The following is a 21,539-nucleotide window of genomic DNA, read 5'->3' as shown; positions in this document are numbered from 1 at the left end:
TTCGGAGGAACCGTGCTTTTCCGTTCCACGGTCGAGACTGACCTCGACCTGCTGCTCGACTGCGCCGTCGACGAGCCCATCAGCTGGGCCGACCCCGACCGCCTGCTCACCTTCCTCAAGAACGGCCAGTACCACCACGACCGCATCTGGGTCGCGGAACAGGACGGCCAGATCCTCGCCCGCGCCGTCTGGTGGGGCCTCCCCGACGGCGACCGCCCGCTCGCGCTCGACTGCCTCTGGGTCCACCCGTCGGTGCCCGACCGCGTGGGACTGGCCGCCGAACTGCTGCGACACGCCCACGAGAAGTACGGCGAAGCGCCCGCCTATCACGTGTTCGTGGCGAACGGCTGGCGGGACAACCCGGACATCACCGCCGCCATCGCCTGGCGGTGGCAGGCGGGGGCGGGCGCCGGACTGACCGACGAGCTCGAACGGCTCCGGTACGAATGGACCACCGGCGCGCCGGTGCCGGTGGCGTCGGGCCGGCTGGTGTTCCGGGCGGAGGCCGACGACGAGGCGTTCGTCGAGGTGTTCCGCCGCGTGGCGGTCGGCACGCTCGACCACCACACCCAGCAGGCCCTGGCCACGACCGATCCCGAGGCACAGGCCCGCGAGGACATAGCCGACTATCGGAGCATGCCCGGTGACCGGGACTGGTGGCGCCTGGCGTACACGCCGGACGGCGACCTCGCCGGCGTGGCGCTGCCGTCGGCCAACGGCGGCGGGCCCGTCGTCGGCTACCTCGGCGTGGTGCCCGAGCACCGCGGCCACGGCTACGCCGACGACCTGCTCGGGGAGATCACCCGGACGCACGCCGAACGCGGCGCCGACCGGATCGTCGCCGACACCGACGCCGTGAACGTCCCGATGGCCAAGGCCTTCGAGCGGGCCGGCTACCGGAACTTCGCCGTCAGGCTCGTCCTGTCACCCCCGCCCGCGTCCGCCTGACCCGGTCCGGTGTCCCGCTCACGCGGTGGCGAGGCGGGCCCGGACCACCAGGTCGTGCATGGCGTCCCTGACCGTGGCGGCCTCCGGCAGCGGTGAGGAGTCCCTGGCCGCCTCCAGTGAGGCGGTCAGGGAGGCCACGTCGCCGGCCGCCGCGGTGATCGCGGGCGCGCGGCCGTGTTCGGCGTTCCGCTTGGCGGCCACCAGGTCCGGCACGTAAGCCGGGACGTACCCGAACAGATGCGTCAGATCGGCGTCCAGCTCCCCGGTGCGCATCAGGTGGATACCGGTGGCCAGGACGCGGAAGGTGTAGAGCAGCGGCTTGAGCTCCCCGTTCTTCTCGAACAGCCGCCACTGCGTGCGCGCGAACCCCAGATAGTGATGGGCGTGGTGCCGCGTCAGGCAGCCGGGCGCCAGCGCCGTCAGCTCCTCGTGCAGCGGAGAGGAGGACACGACCAAGGGGGAGAGGAGTTGCTCCAGGACGTAGCCGTTGCGGTTCAGCAGCAGCCCGCAGAACTTGGCCAGGTCGTGCGTGACCAGGTCCACCTCGACGCGGTCGCGCGTCCAGGTCCGGTCGAGGGTCGCCGGGCCGGTGCGCAGGCCGACGATCTCACGCAGCGGCAGCACGTGTACGCCCCGCAGGTCCACGTCCGAGTCGGCCGAGGGGAAGCCGTAGAGGTGCGCGCCGCTGACCGTGGCGAACACCAGCGGGTACGGCTGCTCGCCGGGGATCTCCGGCAGCCAGGCAGGAAGGTTCACTGGAGGTGGGCCCTCCTTACGGCCATGAGGTACTTCTCGACGGACTCCCGGTCCGGCGCCTCCGGCAGGACGCTCGGCGCTCCGGCCAGGTCGGTGGTCAACTCGGCCCGCCAGGCGGCCACCTCGGCCCACGCCACCTCGCCCCGCTTGATCGCCAGCAGCCGGTCGCGGTAGGCGGCCATCTGGACCAGGGGCTCGCCGTGGCGTACCAGATGCAGGCCGCTCAGCAGCAGCCTGATCATGTGCATCGCCTGCTTCCACTTCGGCGCGGCCGGGTCGAGGCGGCGGAACTGGGCGTCGGCGTAACCGCTGAACGTCTCGTGCGCCAGCCGCGACAGGAACGCCCCGCGCAGGCCGCGCAGCCGCTCACCCTCCGGCGTGAGCACCTCCGTGAGGGGAGACCACAGGCACTCCAGGACCGTGGGGTTCGCGTTGAGGGCGAGGCCGCAGAACCGCTCGACCTCCCACGAGAACTGCTCCGGCAGCGGCCCGTCGCGGTGCGTCACCGGCTTGGTCAGCCGCCAGAAGTCCTCCGTCGGCGCCACGAACACGCCGCGCCGGTCGGTGTCGGAGTCGTCGGTGTCCAGGCCGTACGCCCGCGACCCCACCACCACCGAAAGGATCAGATCATCACTCACGCGGACACTTTCCCAGGCTCGGGGGACAGTTCGCTCAGCAGGTCGGCCGCCCCGAGCAGACGTACGTCGCCGAGGCCGTCCGGGTGCAGCGCGTACGTCGCGCAGCCGCTGGGAAGGGGCACGTCGCCGTGGATGAGCAGGGCGAGCTCCACCCCGTCGAACGACGCGGGCGCCGCGATCGCGGGGGCGTCGGCGCGGGCGATCAGGCGGGCGGCGAACGCGGCCGCGTCCTCGCCCGGCCGCCGCTCGTAGCGGGCCAGCGAGCCGTCGCGGCGCCGCACCAGCACCTCGGCCGCTCGCGCGGCGGCGTGCCAGCAGCCCACCTCCCACAGCGTCACCCGGTGCGTGAACGCCTGCTCGAGCGCCGCGCCCAGCAGGCCCAGCTCGTCACTGCTGCCGTCCACGCTGTGCCCGTAGCCGGCGGCGGACAGGTTGAGGTCCGCCCACCGCATCGTCCGCGTCCACAGGTCGGCCACCAGCGGGACCAGGATCTTGGCCTGCCCCGTCAGGTCGAAGCGCTGCCGCACGGCCAGCGGGTCGAACAGCCCCTCCGGCTGCTCCATGAACCCGGCGAACCCGCGTACCAGCCCCTCGAACGGCACGTCGTTGTAGCTGAACACGACCGGCACCAGGTAGCGGCCGCGTAGCGCCCGCACGTGCACGTCGATGAACTCCGACGCCCCCAGCGGCTCGGGCGCCGACGTCAGGTCGCCGGAGTGCGTGACGGCCTTGCCCAGCGTCAGGTTCGTGTAGTCGCACAGCCCGACGAACTCCCAGCGCTCGTCGAAGACCGCCACGGACAGGTCGAGGTCCACCCGGGTGTCCTTCGGCTCGGCCCAGTGGAGGAAGAACCGGAGCCGGTCGCCGCCGGGGATGGGCTGGGTGCTGCCGCGTGGCAGCCGTACCAGTGCCTTGACCGCCGTCCGCTCGGACGTCGGCGCGATCAGGTCGGCCAGCCCCTCGTCCAGCAGCACCCGGCGCAGCGCGGGGAGCTCGCCGGTACGGCGCAGCAGCTCGGCGGCCAGCGTCCGCTCGGCCGTCAGGACGACCTCGTCCGGCAGGGGCGGCCGGTCGTCGGGCCGGGTGTGGAAGCGTGCCGTGCCACCGCGCGGCAGGAACAGCCGCAGCCCGCCCGGCGGCGTGCGCAACTGCCCCAGCGTGGCGAGGAGCACGCCGGGCGCGACCTGCGCCGCCACCCGCGCCAACCCGCCCGCCTCGATCGCAGCGCCGCCGGGCACCAGGGTCTCCGGCAGATCCGGGTCGGCGGGGACCATGGTCTCCAGCAGGTCCGGGGAGAGGCGGAGCAGGTGCGACAGCCGCCGCATCAGCTCGCCGGGCCGGTGGGCCAGCAGGGCGACCGCGTCGGAGTGGCGGCCGTCGGCCAGCGCCGTCTCCACGCGGCCGGCGAACGACGTCGCCCGCACCCGCCCGTCACGCACCCGCAGCCCCGGCCGATGCGCGGCCCGCTCCAGCAGGGTCCGGCCGAACGCCGTCTCCGGGTCGAGCCGGGTGCCGCGCAGCGTGGCGAACGCCAGCGCGGCGTCCGGGTAGCGGGCGTGGTGCTCGTGGGGGTGCAGCACCTCGGCCATGCGCTTCCACTGCTCGCCGTACCGGAACAGGTCCTCGATCATGTACGGCATGGCGTCCAGGCACGACAGCAGGACCCGGCGGACGGCACGCGGCAGCGACACGCGGCGCTGCGGGCGGATCCGCAGCCCGGGGTCGGCGTCCATCAGCACGTACAGCAGGCGCAGCACGTCCGTGGCCGTCTCCAGATGGCTCCGCAGCAGCTCGGGGGCGCCTCGGCGGAGCGCGACGGCGAGGACGACGGCCCGCGTCTCCTTGACCGGGATGGTCTCCGGCAGCCACCCGCCCGACGCCGGCCAGAACTCCTCCAGCAGCGCCTCCAGGTCGGCCCGGTCGTGCGGCGGCAGGGGAGTGCGGCGGTTCATCAGGTCCACGGCCAGGTCACGGCAGCTCGCCGCGGGGTCGTCCGCGAGCCGCAGCAGACCGGTCGCCGTGACGGCGTCGCAGTCGACGATCGTGTGCCCCTCCGACGGGAGCAGGAACGGGTCGTCCAGGTCGACGCGGCGGTGGCAGATGGGGCAGGCGCTGAAGTCGGCCCCGTCCCAGCACGAACGGCACACCAGGTGCGCGCACGGCGAGACGGCGTGGACGGTGCCGACGTTCCCGCACAGGACGCACGGCCGGTGCGGCTCCTGCAGCAGCAGGGAGAACACCCGCCGCACGTAGAAGTCACGGGTGTCGGCGGGCACCGTGTCCGGAAATTTCCGGAAAAGGGGTACGTGCGTCACGGACGCGCCCACCTCGGACCGCAGGAGGTGCAGCAGCCGCCGCCCGGCCCGCGTCAGCTCAGCCATGGACAGCGCCGCCAGCGCCCGGTACAGGTCCGCCGACACCAGGAAGCCGAGCTGCAGCAGCTCGAACTCCAGCGCCGCCACCCCGGACGGCACGTCGGCCCGCCGCATGCTCAGCCGCTTGGGCAGCTTGCCGACGGGTTCGGGCGTACGCGGATCGGCGGCCAGCAGCGCGGGCGCGACCAGCCGCGTACGGCGGAGCAGGATCTCACCGGAACCGTTCATCAAGCCAACCCCCCAGAACTGATGAGAGGTCGCGCGGCGACACCGCGCGACCTCTTCGAGGTGGAGAGCGGGCACGCTAGATCATTTTAAAGAATGAGAGAAGGAAGCACACCCAAAGAGCCACCCTGGTGAATCACCGTACCGGGATCAATCAAGAAATGTCCGCCGATTTTCCGGTCCAGTAGGGCCCGGCATGCGCGAGAGCCGCTCCGATGGATAGGGTCTCCGGATCTGACCAGGAGAGAAAGGGCCGACCGGTGACCATGCGGAGCTGGCTGCTACACGGGCTGCAGCCGACGTCCGGGATGCACGACGAACATCCCGGCAAACGTCACTCCTGGTGGCAGGTCATGTGCCTCACAGGTGTCGACTACTTCTCCACCCTCGGCTACCAGCCGGGCATCGCCGCGCTGGCGGCGGGCGCGCTGTCGCCGATCGCCACGCTCATGCTGGTGGCGCTGACGCTGTTCGGCGCGCTGCCCACCTATCGCGTGGTGGCGGCCGAGAGCCCCAACGGCATGGGCTCCATCGCCATGCTCGAACGGCTGCTGCCGAGCTGGTGGGGCAAGCTGCTGGTGCTCGTGCTGCTCGGGTTCGTGGCGACGGCGTTCATCTTCACGATCACGCTGTCGGCCTCCGACGCGACCGCCCACATCCTGCAGAACCCGTTCTTCCCGGACGCGCTCGCCGGTCAGCAGGTGCCCATCACGCTGCTGCTCATCGCCGCGCTCGGCGCGATCTTCCTGCGCGGGTTCAGCGAGGCCATCGGCCTGGCCATCGCGCTGGTGGCCGTCTATCTGGCACTGAACGTGGTCGTCGTCGGCACCGCCATAGCCCAGGTGATGTCCCACCCGGAGCTGGTGGGCGACTGGCAGGACGCCCTCACCGCCGGGCACTCCAGCCCCCTGGCGATGATCGCGCTGTCCGCCGTCGCGCTGCCCAAGCTGGCGCTCGGCCTGTCCGGGTTCGAGACGGGCGTCGCCGTCATGCCGCAGATCGAGGGCGACCTCGAACAGCGCGTCAAGGGCGCCAAGCGGCTGCTCACCACGGCCGCGTTGATCATGAGCGTGTTCCTGATCTTCAGCGGGTTCGCGACGGCCGTGCTGATCCCGCACAAGGAGTTCGAGGAGGGCGGGCAGGCGGCCGGGCGGGCCCTGGCGTACCTGGCGCATCACTACCTGGGCGACTGGTTCGGCACCCTCTACGACATCAGCACCATCGCCATCCTCTGGTTCGCCGGCGCGTCGGCGCTGACGGGTCTGCTCAATATCGTGCCGCGCTACCTGCCCCGCTACGGCATGGCACCCGACTGGGCGCGGGCCGTACGACCGCTGGTGCTGGTGTTCACCGCGATCTCGTTCGTCATCACCATCCTGTTCGGCGCGAACGTCGAGTCGCAGGGCGGCGCCTACGCCACCGGCGTGCTCGCGCTGATCCTGTCGGCCGCGGTCGCCGTCACCATCTCGGTCGCGCGCGCCGGGCGGCGGGGCGCGGCGGCGGCGTTCGGCCTCATCTCGGTCATCCTCGCCTACACCTTCGCCGCCAACGTGATCGAACGCCCCGACGGCCTGTCGATCGCGGTGTTCTTCGTCGTCGCGATCATCGTGACCTCGATCATCTCCCGCGCCACGCGCTCCACCGAGCTGCGGGTGACGGGGCTGACGCTCGACAAGGAGGCCAAGCGGCTGATCGACGGGCTGCCGCCGGGCGACCTGCGCATCATCGCCAACGAGCCCGACGCGCGCGACGAGGCCGAGTACGCCGAGAAGGACCGCGAGACGCGCCAGTACCACCACCTGCCCGACGACGAGCCGATGCTCTTCCTGGAGGTCACGCTCGGCGACACCTCGGAGTTCGAGTCCGAGGTGGTCGTGCGGGGCGAGGAGCGTCACGGCTACGGGGTGCTGACGGTGCGGAGCGCGGCGGTGGCCAACACGATCGCCGCGATCCTGCTGCATCTGCGCGACACGACCGGCCGCCGTCCCCATGTGTACTTCCACTGGGCGGAGGGCAACCCGGTCTGGGCGCTGCTGAGATACCTGCTGTTCGGCGGGGGCGACGTGCCGCCGCTCACGCGTGAGGTCTTGCGCCTGGCCGAGCCGGAGCCCGGCCGCCGCCCTCAGGTCCACGTCGGCTGATCTCTTACCACCATCTGATCTGTTACGGCACGGCCACACTCACCGCCACCCGCCGCACGGGGCGGGCGGCCTCCAGGAACACGCCCGCTGAACCCACACGGGGCCGGGCGCCGATACGCGCGTCTTCTTGGCCATGGCTTCCGTTTGTGCTTGCCATCGGGGGTGAGGCGCTGATCTGATCGGATTATGAGTGCTTATGATGCGGTCTACCAGCGGAGCATCGTGGAGCCCGAGGCGTTCTGGGGGGAGGCCGCCCAGGGCATCGAGTGGGATGTGGCCCCCACGACCGTGTTCGACAACGGGCGGTGGTTCGTCGACGGGTGGCTGAACACCTGTCACAACGCCGTCGATCGGCATGTGGCCGGCGGGCGGGGTGAGCAGGCCGCGTTGATCTACGACAGCCCGGTGACCGGGGTCGTGCGGCGCTACAGCTACGCCGAGCTGCTCGACTCCGTGGCGCGGACGGCCGGGATGCTGCGCGATCTCGGCGTGGTCGCCGGGGACACCGTGGTGATCTACCTGCCGATGGTGCCCGAGGCGGTGATCGGGATGCTGGCCTGCGCCCGGCTCGGCGCCGTGCACTCCGTGGTGTTCGGCGGGTTCGCCGCCAACGAGCTGGCCGTACGCATCGATCACGCCAAGCCCAAGGTGGTGCTCTCCGCCTCCTGCGGGATCGAGCCGACCCGGATCGTGCCGTACAAGCCGTTGCTCGACGCCGCCCTTGAGCAGGCCGAGCACCGGCCGGCGCGCTGCGTGATCCTCCAGCGGCCCGAGGCGCCCGCCGACCTCGTCGAGGGGCGGGATCTGGACTGGGCCGAGGCCGTGCGCGACGCGGCGCCGGCCGGATGCGTCAGCGTGGCCGCCACCGATCCGCTCTACATCCTCTACACCTCCGGCACCACCGGCGTGCCCAAGGGGGTCGTGCGGGACAACGGCGGGCATGCCGTCGCGCTGCACTGGAGCATGTCCCACGTCTATGGCGCGGCCCCGGGCGAGGTCTACTGGGCGGCCTCCGACGTGGGGTGGGTGGTCGGCCACTCCTACATCGTCTACGCGCCGCTGCTGGCCGGGTGCACGACCGTGCTGTACGAGGGGAAACCGGTCGGGACGCCCGACCCGGGGGCGTTCTGGCGGGTGGTGGCCACGCACGGCGTACGGACGCTGTTCACCGCGCCGACCGCGCTCCGAGCCATCAAGAAAGACGACCCATCCGGAAATTTCGCGCAAAAGTGGGATTTGTCGGGACTGCGGTACCTGTTCATGGCCGGGGAGCGGCTCGACCCCGACACCTACCAGTGGGCGTCCGAGCTGCTCGGGATCCCGGTCATCGACCACTGGTGGCAGACCGAGACCGGCTGGCCGATCGCGGCCAACTGCGTCGGCATCGAGCCGCTGCCGATCAAGCCGGGCTCGCCGACCAAGCCCGTACCCGGCTGGGACGTGCGCGTGCTGGACCCGGCGGGGGAGGAGTGCCCGCCCGGTGCGGAGGGCGCGGTGGCGATCAGGCTGCCCCTGCCGCCCGGCGCGCTGCCGACGCTCTACCGCGACGACGCCCGCTTCATCGAGTCGTACCTGTCCCGCTATCCCGGCCACTACCTGACCGGCGACGGCGGCTTCCTCGACGATGACGGCTACCTGTTCGTCATGGGGCGCATCGACGACGTCATCAACGTCGCGGGCCACCGGCTGTCCACGGGCGCGATGGAGGAGGTCATCGCGGCCCACCCGGACGTGGCCGAGTGCGCGGTGATCGGCGTCGACGACGAGCTGAAGGGCCAGCTCCCCCTCGGCTTCGTGGTGCTCAAGGCAGGCGCCGACCGTGAGCCCGCCGACGTCGAGCGCGAGCTTTCCGCCATGGTCCGCGATCGCATCGGCCCGGTCGCCGCCTTCCGCCGCGCCGTGGTCGTGGCCCGCCTGCCCAAGACTCGGTCCGGCAAGATCCTGCGCGCCACCATGCGGGACATCGCGGCCGGACGCGACTACCGCGCCCCTTCCACGATCGAGGATCCGGCGGCCCTGACGGAGATCGCCGACGCTCTCTGAGCACGATCCGGTTAAACCCTCCCTGAGGGCGATGGAACGCGACATGATGGGAATTCCCACGCTCTTCGGAGACCGTGATGACGGAGACCCTGAGCTACGCCGAGGCTCTGAAGATCCTCGGCTGCAAGGACAGCAGGCTCGTCAAGGTGGTCGACTTCGCCGCGACGGCCGCCCTGACCGGATGGGCGCTCGCCGGAGGCGCCGAACTGGCGCTGGGCCTGCGCGACCTGCAGGAAGACGCCGTCCGCTACGGCAACGACGTGGTGCGGCGCGTGCCCGAATGGCGCAGCGGCGCCGGCCGGTTCGCGCGCACCCAGCGGCTGGCCGCCGTCCACGCCGTGGTGATCGTCTCGGCCTACTTCGAGGCGCTCGGTCAGGCGAGCCTGCCGTTCGGGCTGGACCGGCTCGACCGGGACCGCCCCGGCGGTGGCACTGGCGGCGGCACTGGCGGCGGCACCCGCGCGGCGGCGTTCGCCGAACTGGTGGAGAAGTTACTCACCGAGCCGCTGCCCAGGCCGGAGCCGCATCGCCCCTACGCCGAGACCCGCGAGGCGGTCGAACACCGTTACCGGCGGATGTCGGAGGCCGTGGCGGTGTACGTGCGGGAGGTGGCGGTGTGGGACGAGCTCTCGGCCGACGACCGCGTCCGCGTCCCCGCGCTGCTCGTGGAGGGGCCGTCGGCGCACGCCCTGCGGATCTACGACGAGGACTACCGCTCGCTCACCCTGGACAGCCCCGAGTTCCGGATGTGGAGCCTGGTCACCGAGACGCAGACGTTCGCCCCGGGACTGTCGCGCGTGGCACGGCTGCTGGCGGAGCTGGCGCCGCCCCGCGTGGGCGACCGGCCGATGATCCACCTGGTCCGGCTGGCCGCCGCCGCGCTCGACCAGTCGCTCATGGCCGTCGGCAAGGCGCCGGACGACGTCACGCTGCCGCTGCTCGGCGAGGGGTACATCAGCCCCCGGTGCAAGGTCGCGGAGATGACGGGCGAGTCCGCGCCGGCCGTGAAGAGCTGGTGGAAGAGCCGGCTGGAGCTGGCCGACGCGGAGGCGTTCCTGGTGGGGCACCTCACCTCGCCGCACGCCACCCAGGCGCCCCTGGTCGTGCTGGGCGAGCCGGGCTCGGGGAAGACCAAGCTGACCGAGGTGCTCGCGGCCCGGCTGGCCGCCTCGGAGTTCCTGCCGATCAAGGTGGAGCTGCGCGACGTCGCCGCCGAGTCGTCCCTGATCTCGCAGATCGAGCAGGGCATTTCCCCCGTACTCCCCGAAAAGGTGAAATATCAGGACTTGGTGGAGGCGGCGGAGGGGATGCTGCCCGTCGTCATGCTCGACGGGTTCGACGAGCTGCTCCAGGCCGCCGACACCAACCGCTACGACTACCTGGAACAGGTCCAGGAGTTCCAGGACGAGCAGTCCAGGCTCGGCCGGCCCGTCGCGGTGATCGTGACCAGCCGGACCGTCGTGGCCGACCGGGTCAGGTTCCCCCAGGGCGTGCTCACGATCGAGCTCCAGCCGTTCGAGAAGGAGCAGGTCCGCCAGTGGCTGGAGATCTGGGCGGAGACCAACCGCCCCGTCCTGTCCAGGCGCGGCAGGACCCCGCTGCCCGCCGACGTCGCGCTGGCCCAGGGTGAGCTGGCCAGGCAGCCGCTGCTCCTGCTGTTGCTGGCCATCCACGACGCCGCCGACAACGCGCTGCAGCGTGACGAGGCGGTTCTCGGCCGTGGCCGGCTCTACGAGTCGCTGATCAGGGGCGTCGCGGACCGCGAGATCGTCAAGAACCCCGAGGCGCGGGCGCTGCCGGCCGACCGCCGGCGCGGGCTGGTGGACCGGGAGCTGGTGCGGCTCGGGGCCGTGGCGCTGTCGATGTTCGTCCGCGGCCGGGCGGTCGTCTCGGAGGCCGCCCTCGACCGGGACCTGCCCGCCCTGTGCGGGGCGCCGGGCGACGAGCAGCGGGACGAGGGCGGCTGGGCGCGGCGGGCGACCGAGCGGTTCTTCTTCGTGCACGCCGACGACACGGGCGACACGCGGGACTACGAGTTCCTGCACGCCACGTTCGGTGAGTTCCTGGTGGCCTGGCTGGCCGTGTACGCGCTGCGTGACCTGGTCAGGAGGCACGGCCGCGACGACGATCTGGCGGGCCAGCTGGTCGACGACGACCTGCTCTACGCCGTCACGTCGTTCTCCTGCCTGGCCGAGCGGGGGCCGACGGTCGGCTTCGCCATGGAGCTGCTGGGGGCGCTGCCGGCCGAGGTCCGGGCCAGAAGTGTGACGCTGCTCGGCGCGCTGCTGCGCGAGTCGCTCCACGAGCGCCCGCGCCGCTCCTTCCTCGCCTTCCGCCCGGTGCGGCATCCCGTGCCGCGCCGCCTGGCCGCCTACGCGGCCAACCTCACCCTCCTGGTGGTGGCCGCGTCGGACAAACCGGTCAGCGTCTCGGAGCTGCTCCACGACTCGGGGGACTTCGCCCGGTGGAGCTCGTACGCGCATCTGTGGAAGAGCCAGCTCGGCGGGGAGGGCTGGACCGGCCTCATCGGCGCCCTGCCCGCGCGCAGGGTGGTGGACGGTGGCAAGCGGGACATCCGGCTCGGCGGGAGCGCCGAGTCGTGGGCGTTCGAGGGCGCCGGCTGGTGGTTCGGCCGGGCGAAGCCCGTGGCGCGCACCAGGACGCTGGGCCGCTACAAGTCCTACGCCCTGGAGGAGCGGCCCTACCTGCTCAACGTCGACGCCGACCTGCTGACCGACTCGCTGCACGGCGACGACGAGGCGCACCCGAGCCTGATCGTCGTGCAGCGGACGTCCGGGCAGGTGGTGAGCTGCACCCGCCTGGTCGAGGAGGTGCTGATGAACCGCCCGTCGAGCGCCGAGGCGCGCGTCGCGCTCTACGCCGACGCGATCGCCGCGGTCAGCGCCTTCCAGACGCTCAGGAGCCGGCGGCTGCTCGACCTGGTGCTGCGGGCCCTCACCCTGGAGGGCCCGGCCATGCCCTTCCAGGACCGGGCCGGGATACTCGGCGGGCTGGCCAAGGACGGCGTCGATCCGGCACTGTGGCGGCCGCTGCTGGAGTCGATGTTCTTCGAGCGGTCCGACAGCTGGGAGATCCTCCTGCGGGCGGGCGTCCCGGAAGCGGTCATGCGCGAGGTACGCACGCCCTAGAGACAGCTCTCAGGCGGCCGACCGGTCCACCGGCAGCTCGATCGTGATCGTCAGGCCGCCCTCGTCGCGCGGCCGGGCGACGACCGTGCCGCGGTGGGCCTCGGTGATGACGCGCACGATCGACAGGCCGAGGCCGCTGCCCCGGTCGGAGCGCAGCCGGTCGCCGTGCAGCCGCCGGAACGGCTCGAAGATCGTCTCGATCTCGTACGGCGGCACGTGCAGGCCGGTGTTGGCCACGACCAGCTCCACCCGCTCGGCGCGCCGCCGGGTGGTCACCCACACCTCGCCCTTGGGCTGGTTGTGCCTGATCGCGTTCTCCACCAGGTTCTGGACGAGCCGCTCCACCAGCACCGCCTCGCCGGTCGTCGGCGCGGAGTCCAGCAGCCGGTGGATCGTCACGTCCCGCTCGGCCGCCTCCTCCGCCGCCTGGTCCAGCACGTGCTCGGCCACGTCCGTCAGGTCGAACGGGCGCCGGTCCAGCACGGCCTGCTCGCCCTCGGCCAGCGCCAGCAGGCCGTCGATGAGCCGCTCGTTGCGGGCGTTGACCAGCAGCAGCGACTCGCCGAGCCGCTTGACGTCGTCGGTCGCGTCGGGCCGCCGCACCGCCACGTCGACCAGCGTCCTGTTGATGGTCAGCGGGGTGCGCAGCTCGTGGGAGGCGTTGGCGACGAAGCGCCGCTGGCTGTCGAAGGAGCGGGCGAGCCGGCCGAGCATGGTGTCGAAGATGCCGGTCAGCTCCTTGAGCTCGTCGCTCGGCCCCTCGTAGTCGATCCGGTCGGTCAGGTCGTGGCTCTGGGCGACCCGGCGCGCGGTCTCGGTGACCGACTTGACCGGTTTCAGCACCCACCCGGCTCCGCGCCAGCCCAGGGCGAACGCGGCGGCGGTGGCCCCCAGCACGGCGAGTGCGCCGATGGTGCGCACGCTGGACAGGGTCTCGCGCTGGTAGACGGTGCGGACCTGGAGCGCCCGATCCCGCGCGACCTCGTAATAGTCGTCGTTCCTGCCCAAGGTCCAGCCGTTACGCACGGTGATGGACGCCGGGGTGAGGAGGTCGGCACGGTACTCGAGGTTCTGCCGCACGATGAAGTAGATGCCCGTCAGCAGCAGGCCGCCGAGAACGAAGAACACCCCGGCACAGGCCAGGGCGAAGCGGAGACGGACCGTCATGAGATGCGATACCCCGATCCCGGCACGGTCTCGATGACCTGTGGGTCGCCGAGCTTCCTGCGCAGCTTCATCATCGTGGTCCGCACCGTGTTCGTGAACGGGTCGATGTGCTCGTCCCACACCTTCTCCAGCAGCTCCTCGGCCGACACCACCGCGCCCTGCGCCCGCAGCAGCTCGGCCAGCACGCCGAACTCCTTGCGGGCCAGCGGCACGTACCGGCCCTCGCGGAACACCTGCCGGTGCGCCCAGTCCAGCCGTACCCCGGCGCGTTCCAGCATCGGCGGGTCGGCCCGCCTGGCCCGGCGGCCGAGCGCGTGCACCCGCGCCACCAACTCCTCGAACGCGAACGGCTTGGGCAGGTAGTCGTCGGCCCCCAGCGACAGCCCCGCCACCCTCGACCGCACGTCCCCGGCGGCGGTCAGCATCAGGACCCTGACCGGCCACCCCCGCTCGACCACCACCCGGCACACCTCGTCGCCGTGCACCAGCGGCAGGTCCCGGTCCAGGATCAGCACGTCGTAGTCGTGCACGCCGAGCCGCTCCAGCGCCCCGTCGCCGTCGTAGGCCACATCGACGGCCAGCGCCTCGCCCCGCAGCCCCTCGGCGATCGAGTCGGCCAGCATGCGCTCGTCCTCCGCGACCAGCACTCGCAATGTCGTCCCTCCTGTGAAGATCCCCTGTGAAGATCGAAAGTTCCGACAGTCTGCTCCAGCCGGCATAACGCGGACATAACCACTTTTGGTGACGCTCAGGTTAGCGCCGACTCGGTGGACTGCCCTCCCTACGGCCGGGAATCGCCCGGCCTCTCACGGGGGAGAGATGCCATGGTTGCCGCTCTTGTGGCGCCCGCGAGGCCCCGTCTGGCCGATCCCGTCCTGGGGAGGACGAGTCACCGCCTGTTCGGGATCGTCCTGGCGCTGGCCGCGGCGCTGCGCGTGCTGGTCATGCTCGGGTACGACACCGCGCAGGTCTACTGGTACGACTCGTTCACCTACCTGAACACGGCCGTGCACATGCGGCCACAGGGGGCCTTCCACCCTGCGGGCTACTCGTGGTTCCTGTGGCTGCTGCGCCCCTTCCACAGCGTGGAGCTGGTCGTCGGCGTGCAGCACGCGATGGGCCTGGGCGTCGGCGTGCTGATCTACGTGTTGCTGCGCCGCTGGTCATTACCCGGCTGGGGGGCCGCGCTGGCCGCGGTGCCGATGCTGTTCGACCCGGCGTTCCTGCGGCTGGAGCACGCCGTGCTCTCGGACCTGCAGGTGATCTTCCTCGTCATGGCCGCGCTCACGGTGCTGATGTGGCGCCAGGAGGTCTCGCCCCGGGCTGCCGCGTTCGCCGGGGCGCTGCTCGCGCTGGCCGGGCTGACCCGCACGGCCGCGGTGCCGCTGCTCGGCCTGGCCGCGCTCTACCTGCTGCTGCGCCGCACCCCGTGGCGCCGCGTCGCCGCCCTGGTGCTCGCCGGGGCGTTGCCGCTGCTCGCCTACGCGGGCTGGTACGCCCAGCATCACGGCAGGTTCGCCCTGAGCGGCGGCGACGGCGTCGCCCTCTGGGCCCGCACGATGACGTTCGCCGACTGCTCGATCATCAAACCGCCGGCGGCGGAGGCCAGGCTCTGCCCGAACGGCAGCGTCGTCGACGCCGCCTCCGAGTACGTCTGGGCGCCCGGCGCCTCGCTCAACCGGCTGCCCGGCGACCGGTTCGCCTACAACGACCTGGCCCGCTCGTTCGCCGTCAAGGCCATCGCCGCGCAGCCGCTCGGCTACCTGCGCGAGATCGTCAAGGACACCTCCCTGGCCTTCACCTGGGAACCGGTGCAGCACCCCAAGCGGGTGACCGCGATGTCGACCTTCCCGCACGGCTCGTGGCGACTGCCGGAGGAGCACAGCCTCATCGGCCAGGTGCGCAAGGAGTACGACCCGGCCATCCGCGGCATGAGCTCGGTCGAGCCGTTCGGGTCGATCCTCGCCGCCTACCCGTATCCGTGGTTCCTGCACGGCACACTGTTCGGCGTGATCCTCCTGGCGGGCACGGCCGGGGCCATCGGCCGCCGCCGCGCGGCCCTGCTGCCGTGGGCGTTCTCCATGTTCCTGCTCGTCGCGCCGGTGGCGGCACTCGACTTCGACCACCGCTACGTGCTGCCCGCCATCCCGGTCGCCTGCGTCGCCGCCGCGCTGGCCGCACGCCGCACGGAGCCGTAGGAGGCTCTTACCGCTACGGCTACGATCATGTTCTGCGTCCTCGGCACGTTCCATGATCGCGCGCCGCGGATCACGGGCCGCCGATTATCCGCTGCGGTGCTGGTAGACGCCACAATTGTGCGCCTCGTCCTGGTGCCTTCGATCATGGAAGTGCCCGGTGGGCGCGCCTGGTGGTTCCCCCGACTGTCCTCGACGAGGCTGCCGCTCAAGGGAAATGTTCCGTAGTATCCGGACATCACGAGCGTTGGGGGCGCCAGGGTGCCAGGACAGAGCGTGGGTGTGGTCGTCGATCCGGGAGTACCCCCGGAGGTCGCCGGAATGTTGCGTGCCAACGCCCCGCTGCTGTCCAGGATCAGAGCAGGATGGGTGCCCCCCGCCGCACCACCGCCCGACCGGCGGCGCCCGTCGAGCCTGATGCTGCTGGCCGCCACGCCCGTGGTCGTGGCGCTGATGTCCGTGCTGCTGGCCTCGCACGCGGCGCCGGTCGGGTTCGTGCTGCTGGGTTCCTTCGTCTTCATCGTGCTGGTCAAGATCGCCTCCATCAACGAGGTGCCGCAGCACGACCGGCCGCGCGAGCGCGGCGTCTACGAGCAGGCCCGCTGGTACGACGGGCGCTACCTGCTGGCCGACGACTTCGACGCGGAGGCCAGACTGGTGCTGGCCAGGGCGCAGCGGGCGATCGGCAGCGTGCTGCGTTCCCACGTCAACGCCGAGGGGCTGCTGGACGACGCGCGCAACGCCGTGATGCTGCCGGAGCAGGAGTGGGAGATCGCCAGGCTGCTGGCCAAACTCGCGGCCCTGCGCGGTGAGCACAAGGTGCTGCTGTCCCGTGGCATCGCGCCGGAGGTGGCGGCCGTGGTCGAGCCGCTGGACCGCGCCCTGGCCAACAGCGAGGCCGCGGTCGTCGCGCGCGTCGAGGCGCTGGAACGTTACGCCGGGCATGTCGCCGAGGCCGAGCGCGCCTACCACGCCCGCAGCCAGATCGAGGAGCTGCGGGCCCGGCTGCCGCGCTACGAGGAGCTCCTGGCCGAGTCGGGGGCCGACGCGCTGGCCGTACCGGAGATCGAGAAGCTCGCCCAGGACGCCGACGCCCTGGAGCGGCTGCTGCGCAAGAGCGTGAGCTCGGCGCACGAGGCGTTCCGCTACCTGGAAGGCTGACACTCTGACAGACCGCCACATAGGATCCCTTACGTGCCCTGTCCGAAGGTCATGGTGGATCCGGCGGTGCCAGACGAGATCGCGGAGCTGCTGCGCGGCCACCGCGAGCTGCTGCTGGGCATGCGGACGGGGTGGGCACCCGTCCGCAAAAGGCGGTATGACCCGACGCTCGGCATCGTGGCGAGCGCGGCGGCCGGGGTGGCCGCGCTGCTGGCGGTCGCCGCCGGGTTCGGCTTCTTCCTGGAGGAGCGGTACACCTCCTTCGTGGTCGTCATGACCGTGGCCGCGCTGCTCGTGGTCGGCGTGCTGCTCAGGCCGCGCACCGACGCGGAGGTCGCGCGGCGGCGCGCGCAGGAGCTGGACGTCTACGAGAACGCCCTCCTGTACGAGGGACGGTTCGTGCTCGCCGAGGATCTCGACGAAGGCTCCCGCGCGCTGCTGGCCCGCGCCCGCGCCGCCGTCGAGGCGGTCATGGAGTCGCGCGTCAACGCCGAGGGCCTGCTGGACGGCGTGCGCAACGCGGTGATGCTGCCGGAGCAGGAGTGGGAGATCGCCCGGCTGCTGGCCAAGCTGTCGGCGCTGCGGCGTGAGCACGAGGAGGTCGTCGCCGAAGGGCTCACGCCCGAGGTGGCCGCCGTCGCCGAGCCGCTGGGGGAGGCACTGGCGAGCAGCGAGCAGGCGGTGCTCGCCCGCGTCGAGGCGCTGGAACGTTACGCCGGGCACGTGGCCGAGGCCGAGCGCGCCTTCCGTGCCCGGCGCCAGATCGAGCGGTTCGGCGCCAAACTGCCGCGTTACGAGGAGCTGCTGGCCGAGTCGGGTGCCGACAGCTCGGCGGTGCCCGAGCTGGGCCGGCTGACCGAGGACGCCGACCGGCTGGAGGAGACGCTGCGCGACAGCGTGACCTCGGCACACGAGGCATTCCGCCACTTGAATGGATGACATCCCATAAAATCCGTTTTTGTGGCGGATGTGGTAGTCGATCCAGGTGTCCCGGAGGATGACGCCCAGCTGATCAAGGAGAGCGAGCACCTCCTGATCAGGATGCGCCGCGGCTGGGTGCCCGATCCCCGGCCTTCCAGGGTCTCCGGCAAGTCCGGGCGCGCGGTCATCGCGGTGATCACCCTGGTCGCGCTGACCCTCCTGCTGATCAAGGCGGGCGGCCTCATGTCAGGCGGCGTGGTGCTGGTCGGCCTCATCGCCGTCCCCATCCTGCTCGTGGTCTTCCTGCGCAAGGACCTCGACGAGGACGAAGGGGTGGCCGTCGACCGTGAGGTCTACGAGCAACTGCGCTGGTACGAGGGCCGGTACGTGCTCGCCGCCGACCTCGACGAGTCCTCTCGCAGGCTGCTCGCCCGGGCCAGGCGGGCCGTCGCCACGGTGACGCACTCGGCGGTCAACGTCGAAGGGCTGCTGGACGACGTGCGCAACGCCGTGATGCTGCCCGCGCAGGAGTGGGAGATCGCCCGGCTGCTGGCCAAGCTGTCGGCGCTGCGCACCAAGCACCGCCAGACCATGTCCGAGGGGATCACGCCGGAGGTCGCCGCCGTGGCCGAGCCGCTCGCGCGGGCGCTCGACAGCAGCGAGGACGCCGTGGTGGCCCGGGTGGAGGCGCTGGAACGGTACGCCGCCAACGTGGCCGAAGCCGAGCTCGCCTACCGGGCCCACCACCAGATCGAGGAGCTGCGGGGCCGGCTCCACCAGTATGAGGAGCTGGTCTCCGAGGCCGGCGCCGACGGCTTCGCCGTACCGGAGATCGCCCGGCTCGCGGAGGACGCCGACCAGCTGGAGCGGGCGCTGCGGCGGAGCGTGAGCTCCGCCCACGAGGCGTTCCGCTACCTGGAGCCCTGAGCCCGAGCTATCCGAGGTGCGCGGCCTCCAGGAGCACGTCGCACAGGGCGTCGGCCGCGTCGACCCGGCCCAGTTTGCGGGCCGCCTCGGCCATCGTCGCGCGCAGACCCGGGTCGGCCAGCAGCGGCATCAGCTCGGCCAGCAACTGCTCGCCCGTCGGGTGCGGCTCCAGCAGCGCGCGGGCCCCGCCCGCGGAGGCCAGGTAGCCCGCGTTCTTGCGTTGCTCGTCGCCGCCGGTCGGGATCAGCGGGATGAGCACCGAGGGCTTGCCGATCGCGGTCAGCTCCGACACCGTGCCCGCGCCGCTACGCGAGATCACCACGTCGGCCGCGGCGAACAGGTCGGGCAGCTCCGAGCCCACGTACGGCACCGGGTGGTAGCGCTCGGCCAGGTCCGGCGGCAGCTCGATGGCGCGCATCTGGTCGATCCACGCGGGCCCGCACTGGTGCACGATCTGGGCGTGCGGCAGCAGCCGCGGCAGGATCTCCGCGATCAGCGTGTTGATCTGCTTGCTGCCCGTCGCGCCGCCCGTCACGTAGATCAGCGGCACCTCGAACGTCAGCCCGAACAGGTCGTAGGCCGCGGCCCGGTTGCCCTGCAGCAGCTCAGGCCTGATCGGGTTGCCGGTCACCACGGCCTTCGCGCGCGCCGGCGGCGGCAGGTATTCCAGGGACGACTCGTGCGAGAGCGCGATCCGCGTCGCCAGCCGGGCCAGGATCCGGTTGGCCAGCCCCACCACCGTGGTCTGCTCGTGCATGACCAGCGGCCGGCGGATCAGTTTGGCCGCCACCCCGATCGGCACCGCCACGTAACCCCCGGTCGACAGCACCACGTCGGGCAGGTAGCGGGCGGCGTGCCCGATCGCCTGGACCACGCCCACCGGGATGCGGAACACGTCGGCGATGTTGGTGCCGAGCTCGCGGATATTGGGCCGGCGGCGCAGCTTGCCGGTGGTGATGGCCTTGAACGGGATGCCGTGCTCGGCGGTGATCCTGGCCTCCAGGCCGTTCGCGGTGCCTACCCAGAGCACGTCGTGCGGCACCTGACGTCGCTGGACGGCCGACAGGGTCGTCAGGGCCGGATAGGTGTGACCACCGGTGCCGCCGCCGGTGATCAACAGTCGCAGGGTTCGTGACATGCGATCAGACTATGGCCCCGGCGGGTGGACCAGTCGCGCCGCTCGGCCACTTCGGACTCGGCTTCGCCGTACAGACCGTTGACCGGTAGCGTTTCCCCATGCGACTCGGCGTGCTGGACATCGGCTCGAACACCGTCCATCTACTCGTCGTCGATGCCCACCGCGGCGCGCGGCCCCTCCCCGCCTACTCGCACAAAGAGGAGCTGCGGCTGACCGAGCACCTCGACGAGAGCAACGAGCTGTCCGCGGACGGCATCGAGCGGCTCGGTGAGTTCGTGGAGGAGGCGCTGCGCATCGCCGAGGACAAAGGCGTCGAGAACTTCCTGGCCTTCGCCACCTCGGCCGTGCGCGAGGCCGCCAACGGCGAGCACGTGCTCGACCAGATCAACGACCGCTGCGGCGTGCACATCGAGGTCCTGTCCGGCAGCGACGAGGCCAGGCTGACGTTCCTGGCCGTGCGGCGCTGGTTCGGCTGGTCCTCGGGCCGGCTGCTCGCCTTCGACATCGGGGGCGGCTCGCTGGAGATCGCCGCCGGGGTCGACGAGGAGCCCGACGTCGCCGTCTCGCTGCCGCTCGGCGCGGGCCGGCTCACCCGCGACTGGTTCGGCGCCGACCCGCCGACCGCCGACGAGGTCCGCAAGCTGCGCCGGCACGTACGCGCCGAGATCGCCCGCACGGTCGGCGGCATCGTCAGATACGGCGAGCCCAATCGGGCCGTGGCCACGTCCAAGACCTTCAAGCAACTGGCCAGGATCGCCGGGGCCGCGCCCACCAACGACGGCCTCTACGTCTCCCGATCGCTGTCGCGCCAGGACATGGCCGACTGGGCCGTCAAGCTGACCACCATGAGCTCGGCCGAGCGGGCCGGGCTGTCCGGCGTGTCCGACGGGCGGGCCCTCCAGCTGGCCGCGGGGGCCATCGTGGCCCACGCGACCATGGACCTGTTCGAGGTCGATCGGCTGGAGGTCTGCCCGTGGGCGCTGCGCGAGGGCGTCATCCTGCGCCGCCTCGACATGCTGCCGGGGCGGCTGGATGTGACGCCGCGGTAACCGCGATCTACCCGAATCTCGCGCATAAGATCCGGTTCACGGGGCATTTCCGGCGGATGTTGGCTGTACTCAGCACGATCGCCTCGCTGGTGATCGTCCTCATTCTGGCGTTCGTGGCGGTTTTCCTCATCTCCGTGGTCGTCCTGATCACGCTCGGACTGTTGGCGAGATCGACCGCCCGGCAGTCCGAGGCAGGGCCGGTTCTGGGAGGGCTCGGGGCGCGGTCTCCGGGGAAGCATGAGCACCTACGCCCGTCGGGGAGGTCGAGGGAGTTCAGTTCGCCATGAAGTGCGGGCCGGCCGCGCCCGGGGCGAAGCGCAGGCGCTTCTCCAGGCACACCACCGACCCGTCCTCGTGCCGGTTGGTGAAGCGGATGTCGTCGGCCAGCGCGCGCATGATCTGGATCCCCCGGCCGGACTCGGCGCCGGGGGCCGCCTCGCTGACCTTGGGCGGGTCGAATCCGCCACCCATGTCGATCACCCGGATGACGCAGAGCTTGTCGTAGACCCCCGCGCTCACCATGTACTCGTCACTGGGGCCGGCGTGCCTGACGACGTTGGAGCACGCCTCGGTGAGCATGAGCTCGATGTCGTCGCGGATCTGCGGCTCCACTCCCAGTGACCTGAGTGTGCCGTCGAACATCTGCCTGATCAGCGGGACACTCGCCGCATCTCTTGGCAGCCGGAGCGCTATCGTGGCCTCCACC

Annotated in this window: 16 protein-coding genes; 9 read left to right on the top strand and 7 right to left on the bottom strand. The window is 71.6% G+C overall.

Features of this window, described 5'->3' with window-relative positions; all coding sequences use genetic code 11:
• The first annotated feature begins 12 nt into the window (after nucleotides 1-12).
• Complete coding sequence (locus tag ACGFNP_RS02600) at nucleotides 13-948, top strand: GNAT family N-acetyltransferase (protein WP_393313968.1); 936 nt, start codon at nucleotides 13-15, stop codon at nucleotides 946-948.
• Nucleotides 949-966: 18 nt separating this feature from the next.
• Here the strand turns inward: ACGFNP_RS02600 and ACGFNP_RS02595 are convergent, their stop codons facing one another.
• From ACGFNP_RS02595 to ACGFNP_RS02585, 3 genes are read right to left on the bottom strand one after another with little or no spacing between them, the layout of a single operon-like run.
• A complete protein-coding gene (locus ACGFNP_RS02595; RefSeq protein WP_393313965.1) occupies nucleotides 967-1,704 on the bottom strand; it encodes a DNA polymerase beta superfamily protein in 738 nt (245 codons plus the stop codon).
• The gene (locus ACGFNP_RS02590; protein WP_393313962.1) at nucleotides 1,701-2,342 is read right to left on the bottom strand and encodes a DNA polymerase beta superfamily protein; all 642 of its coding nucleotides are present in this window, start codon (nucleotides 2,340-2,342) and stop codon (nucleotides 1,701-1,703) included. Before ACGFNP_RS02590 ends, ACGFNP_RS02595 begins: the two co-directional genes overlap by 4 nt.
• Nucleotides 2,339-4,945 (bottom strand): MXAN_6230/SCO0854 family RING domain-containing protein, encoded by a 2,607-nt coding sequence (locus ACGFNP_RS02585; RefSeq protein ID WP_393313959.1) that lies wholly within the window; start codon nucleotides 4,943-4,945, stop codon nucleotides 2,339-2,341. Before ACGFNP_RS02585 ends, ACGFNP_RS02590 begins: the two co-directional genes overlap by 4 nt.
• A gap of 263 nt (nucleotides 4,946-5,208) precedes the next feature.
• On the opposite strand from ACGFNP_RS02585, the gene ACGFNP_RS02580 reads away from it, so the two are divergent.
• From ACGFNP_RS02580 to ACGFNP_RS02570, 3 genes are all read left to right on the top strand, one after another.
• Complete coding sequence (locus ACGFNP_RS02580) at nucleotides 5,209-7,083, top strand: amino acid transporter (protein ID WP_393316571.1); 1,875 nt, start codon at nucleotides 5,209-5,211, stop codon at nucleotides 7,081-7,083.
• Nucleotides 7,084-7,269: 186 nt separating this feature from the next.
• Nucleotides 7,270-9,126 carry a propionyl-CoA synthetase gene (locus ACGFNP_RS02575; protein ID WP_393313956.1) on the top strand — a complete coding sequence of 619 codons (1,857 nt, stop codon included), beginning with the start codon at nucleotides 7,270-7,272 and terminating at the stop codon, nucleotides 9,124-9,126.
• Nucleotides 9,127-9,203: 77 nt separating this feature from the next.
• Nucleotides 9,204-12,275 (top strand): NACHT domain-containing protein, encoded by a 3,072-nt coding sequence (locus ACGFNP_RS02570; RefSeq protein WP_393313953.1) that lies wholly within the window; start codon nucleotides 9,204-9,206, stop codon nucleotides 12,273-12,275.
• Between the two features lie 9 nt (nucleotides 12,276-12,284).
• Here ACGFNP_RS02570 and ACGFNP_RS02565 read toward each other — a convergent pair whose 3' ends face one another.
• Nucleotides 12,285-13,442, bottom strand: coding sequence for a HAMP domain-containing sensor histidine kinase (locus ACGFNP_RS02565; protein WP_358341934.1), 1,158 nt, complete (start codon nucleotides 13,440-13,442; stop codon nucleotides 12,285-12,287).
• Nucleotides 13,439-14,095 (bottom strand): response regulator transcription factor, encoded by a 657-nt coding sequence (locus tag ACGFNP_RS02560; protein WP_393313949.1) that lies wholly within the window; start codon nucleotides 14,093-14,095, stop codon nucleotides 13,439-13,441. The genes ACGFNP_RS02565 and ACGFNP_RS02560 overlap by 4 nt, the downstream gene beginning before the upstream one ends.
• 171 nt (nucleotides 14,096-14,266) lie before the next feature.
• Between ACGFNP_RS02560 and ACGFNP_RS02555 the strand changes: the two genes are divergently transcribed.
• The 4 genes from ACGFNP_RS02555 (at nucleotide 14,267) to ACGFNP_RS02540 (ending at nucleotide 18,646) form a co-directional block, all read left to right on the top strand.
• Nucleotides 14,267-15,640: a hypothetical protein gene (locus tag ACGFNP_RS02555; protein WP_393313946.1), complete on the top strand. Its 1,374-nt coding sequence runs from the start codon at nucleotides 14,267-14,269 to the stop codon at nucleotides 15,638-15,640.
• 273 nt (nucleotides 15,641-15,913) lie between these two features.
• Nucleotides 15,914-16,798, top strand: coding sequence for a hypothetical protein (locus ACGFNP_RS02550; RefSeq protein WP_393313943.1), 885 nt, complete (start codon nucleotides 15,914-15,916; stop codon nucleotides 16,796-16,798).
• Between the two features lie 33 nt (nucleotides 16,799-16,831).
• Nucleotides 16,832-17,737: a hypothetical protein gene (locus tag ACGFNP_RS02545; RefSeq protein ID WP_393313940.1), complete on the top strand. Its 906-nt coding sequence runs from the start codon at nucleotides 16,832-16,834 to the stop codon at nucleotides 17,735-17,737.
• Nucleotides 17,738-17,758: 21 nt separating this feature from the next.
• The gene (locus ACGFNP_RS02540; protein WP_358341919.1) at nucleotides 17,759-18,646 is read left to right on the top strand and encodes a hypothetical protein; all 888 of its coding nucleotides are present in this window, start codon (nucleotides 17,759-17,761) and stop codon (nucleotides 18,644-18,646) included.
• A 7-nt stretch (nucleotides 18,647-18,653) separates the two neighbouring features.
• Here the strand turns inward: ACGFNP_RS02540 and ACGFNP_RS02535 are convergent, their stop codons facing one another.
• On the bottom strand, nucleotides 18,654-19,784 hold the full coding sequence (locus tag ACGFNP_RS02535; RefSeq protein ID WP_358341916.1) for a UDP-N-acetylglucosamine--N-acetylmuramyl-(pentapeptide) pyrophosphoryl-undecaprenol N-acetylglucosamine transferase: 1,131 nt from the start codon (nucleotides 19,782-19,784) through the stop codon (nucleotides 18,654-18,656).
• A 98-nt stretch (nucleotides 19,785-19,882) separates the two neighbouring features.
• Here ACGFNP_RS02535 and ACGFNP_RS02530 point away from each other — a divergent pair, with 98 nt between their 5' ends.
• Complete coding sequence (locus ACGFNP_RS02530; protein WP_358341913.1) at nucleotides 19,883-20,833, top strand: Ppx/GppA phosphatase family protein; 951 nt, start codon at nucleotides 19,883-19,885, stop codon at nucleotides 20,831-20,833.
• A gap of 273 nt (nucleotides 20,834-21,106) precedes the next feature.
• Here the strand turns inward: ACGFNP_RS02530 and ACGFNP_RS02525 are convergent, their stop codons facing one another.
• Nucleotides 21,107-21,538 carry an ATP-binding protein gene (locus tag ACGFNP_RS02525; protein ID WP_358341911.1) on the bottom strand — a complete coding sequence of 144 codons (432 nt, stop codon included), beginning with the start codon at nucleotides 21,536-21,538 and terminating at the stop codon, nucleotides 21,107-21,109.
• Nucleotide 21,539 lies beyond the last annotated feature (1 nt).

This window comes from Nonomuraea sp. NPDC049269 (assembly GCF_043197155.1).
GTDB lineage: Bacteria > Actinomycetota > Actinomycetes > Streptosporangiales > Streptosporangiaceae > Nonomuraea.
This window is presented reverse-complemented; position numbering and strand designations above follow the sequence as displayed.

Coding starts and splice junctions, on each gene's coding strand:
- ACGFNP_RS02585 (WP_393313959.1), bottom strand. CDS start 4,945: ATGAACGGTTCCGGTGAGATCCTGCTCCGCCGTACGCGGCTGGTCGCG.
- ACGFNP_RS02580 (WP_393316571.1), top strand. CDS start 5,209: ATGCGGAGCTGGCTGCTACACGGGCTGCAGCCGACGTCCGGGATGCAC.
- ACGFNP_RS02575 (WP_393313956.1), top strand. CDS start 7,270: ATGAGTGCTTATGATGCGGTCTACCAGCGGAGCATCGTGGAGCCCGAG.
- ACGFNP_RS02570 (WP_393313953.1), top strand. CDS start 9,204: ATGACGGAGACCCTGAGCTACGCCGAGGCTCTGAAGATCCTCGGCTGC.
- ACGFNP_RS02565 (WP_358341934.1), bottom strand. CDS start 13,442: ATGACGGTCCGTCTCCGCTTCGCCCTGGCCTGTGCCGGGGTGTTCTTC.
- ACGFNP_RS02555 (WP_393313946.1), top strand. CDS start 14,267: ATGGTTGCCGCTCTTGTGGCGCCCGCGAGGCCCCGTCTGGCCGATCCC.
- ACGFNP_RS02535 (WP_358341916.1), bottom strand. CDS start 19,784: ATGTCACGAACCCTGCGACTGTTGATCACCGGCGGCGGCACCGGTGGT.
- ACGFNP_RS02530 (WP_358341913.1), top strand. CDS start 19,883: ATGCGACTCGGCGTGCTGGACATCGGCTCGAACACCGTCCATCTACTC.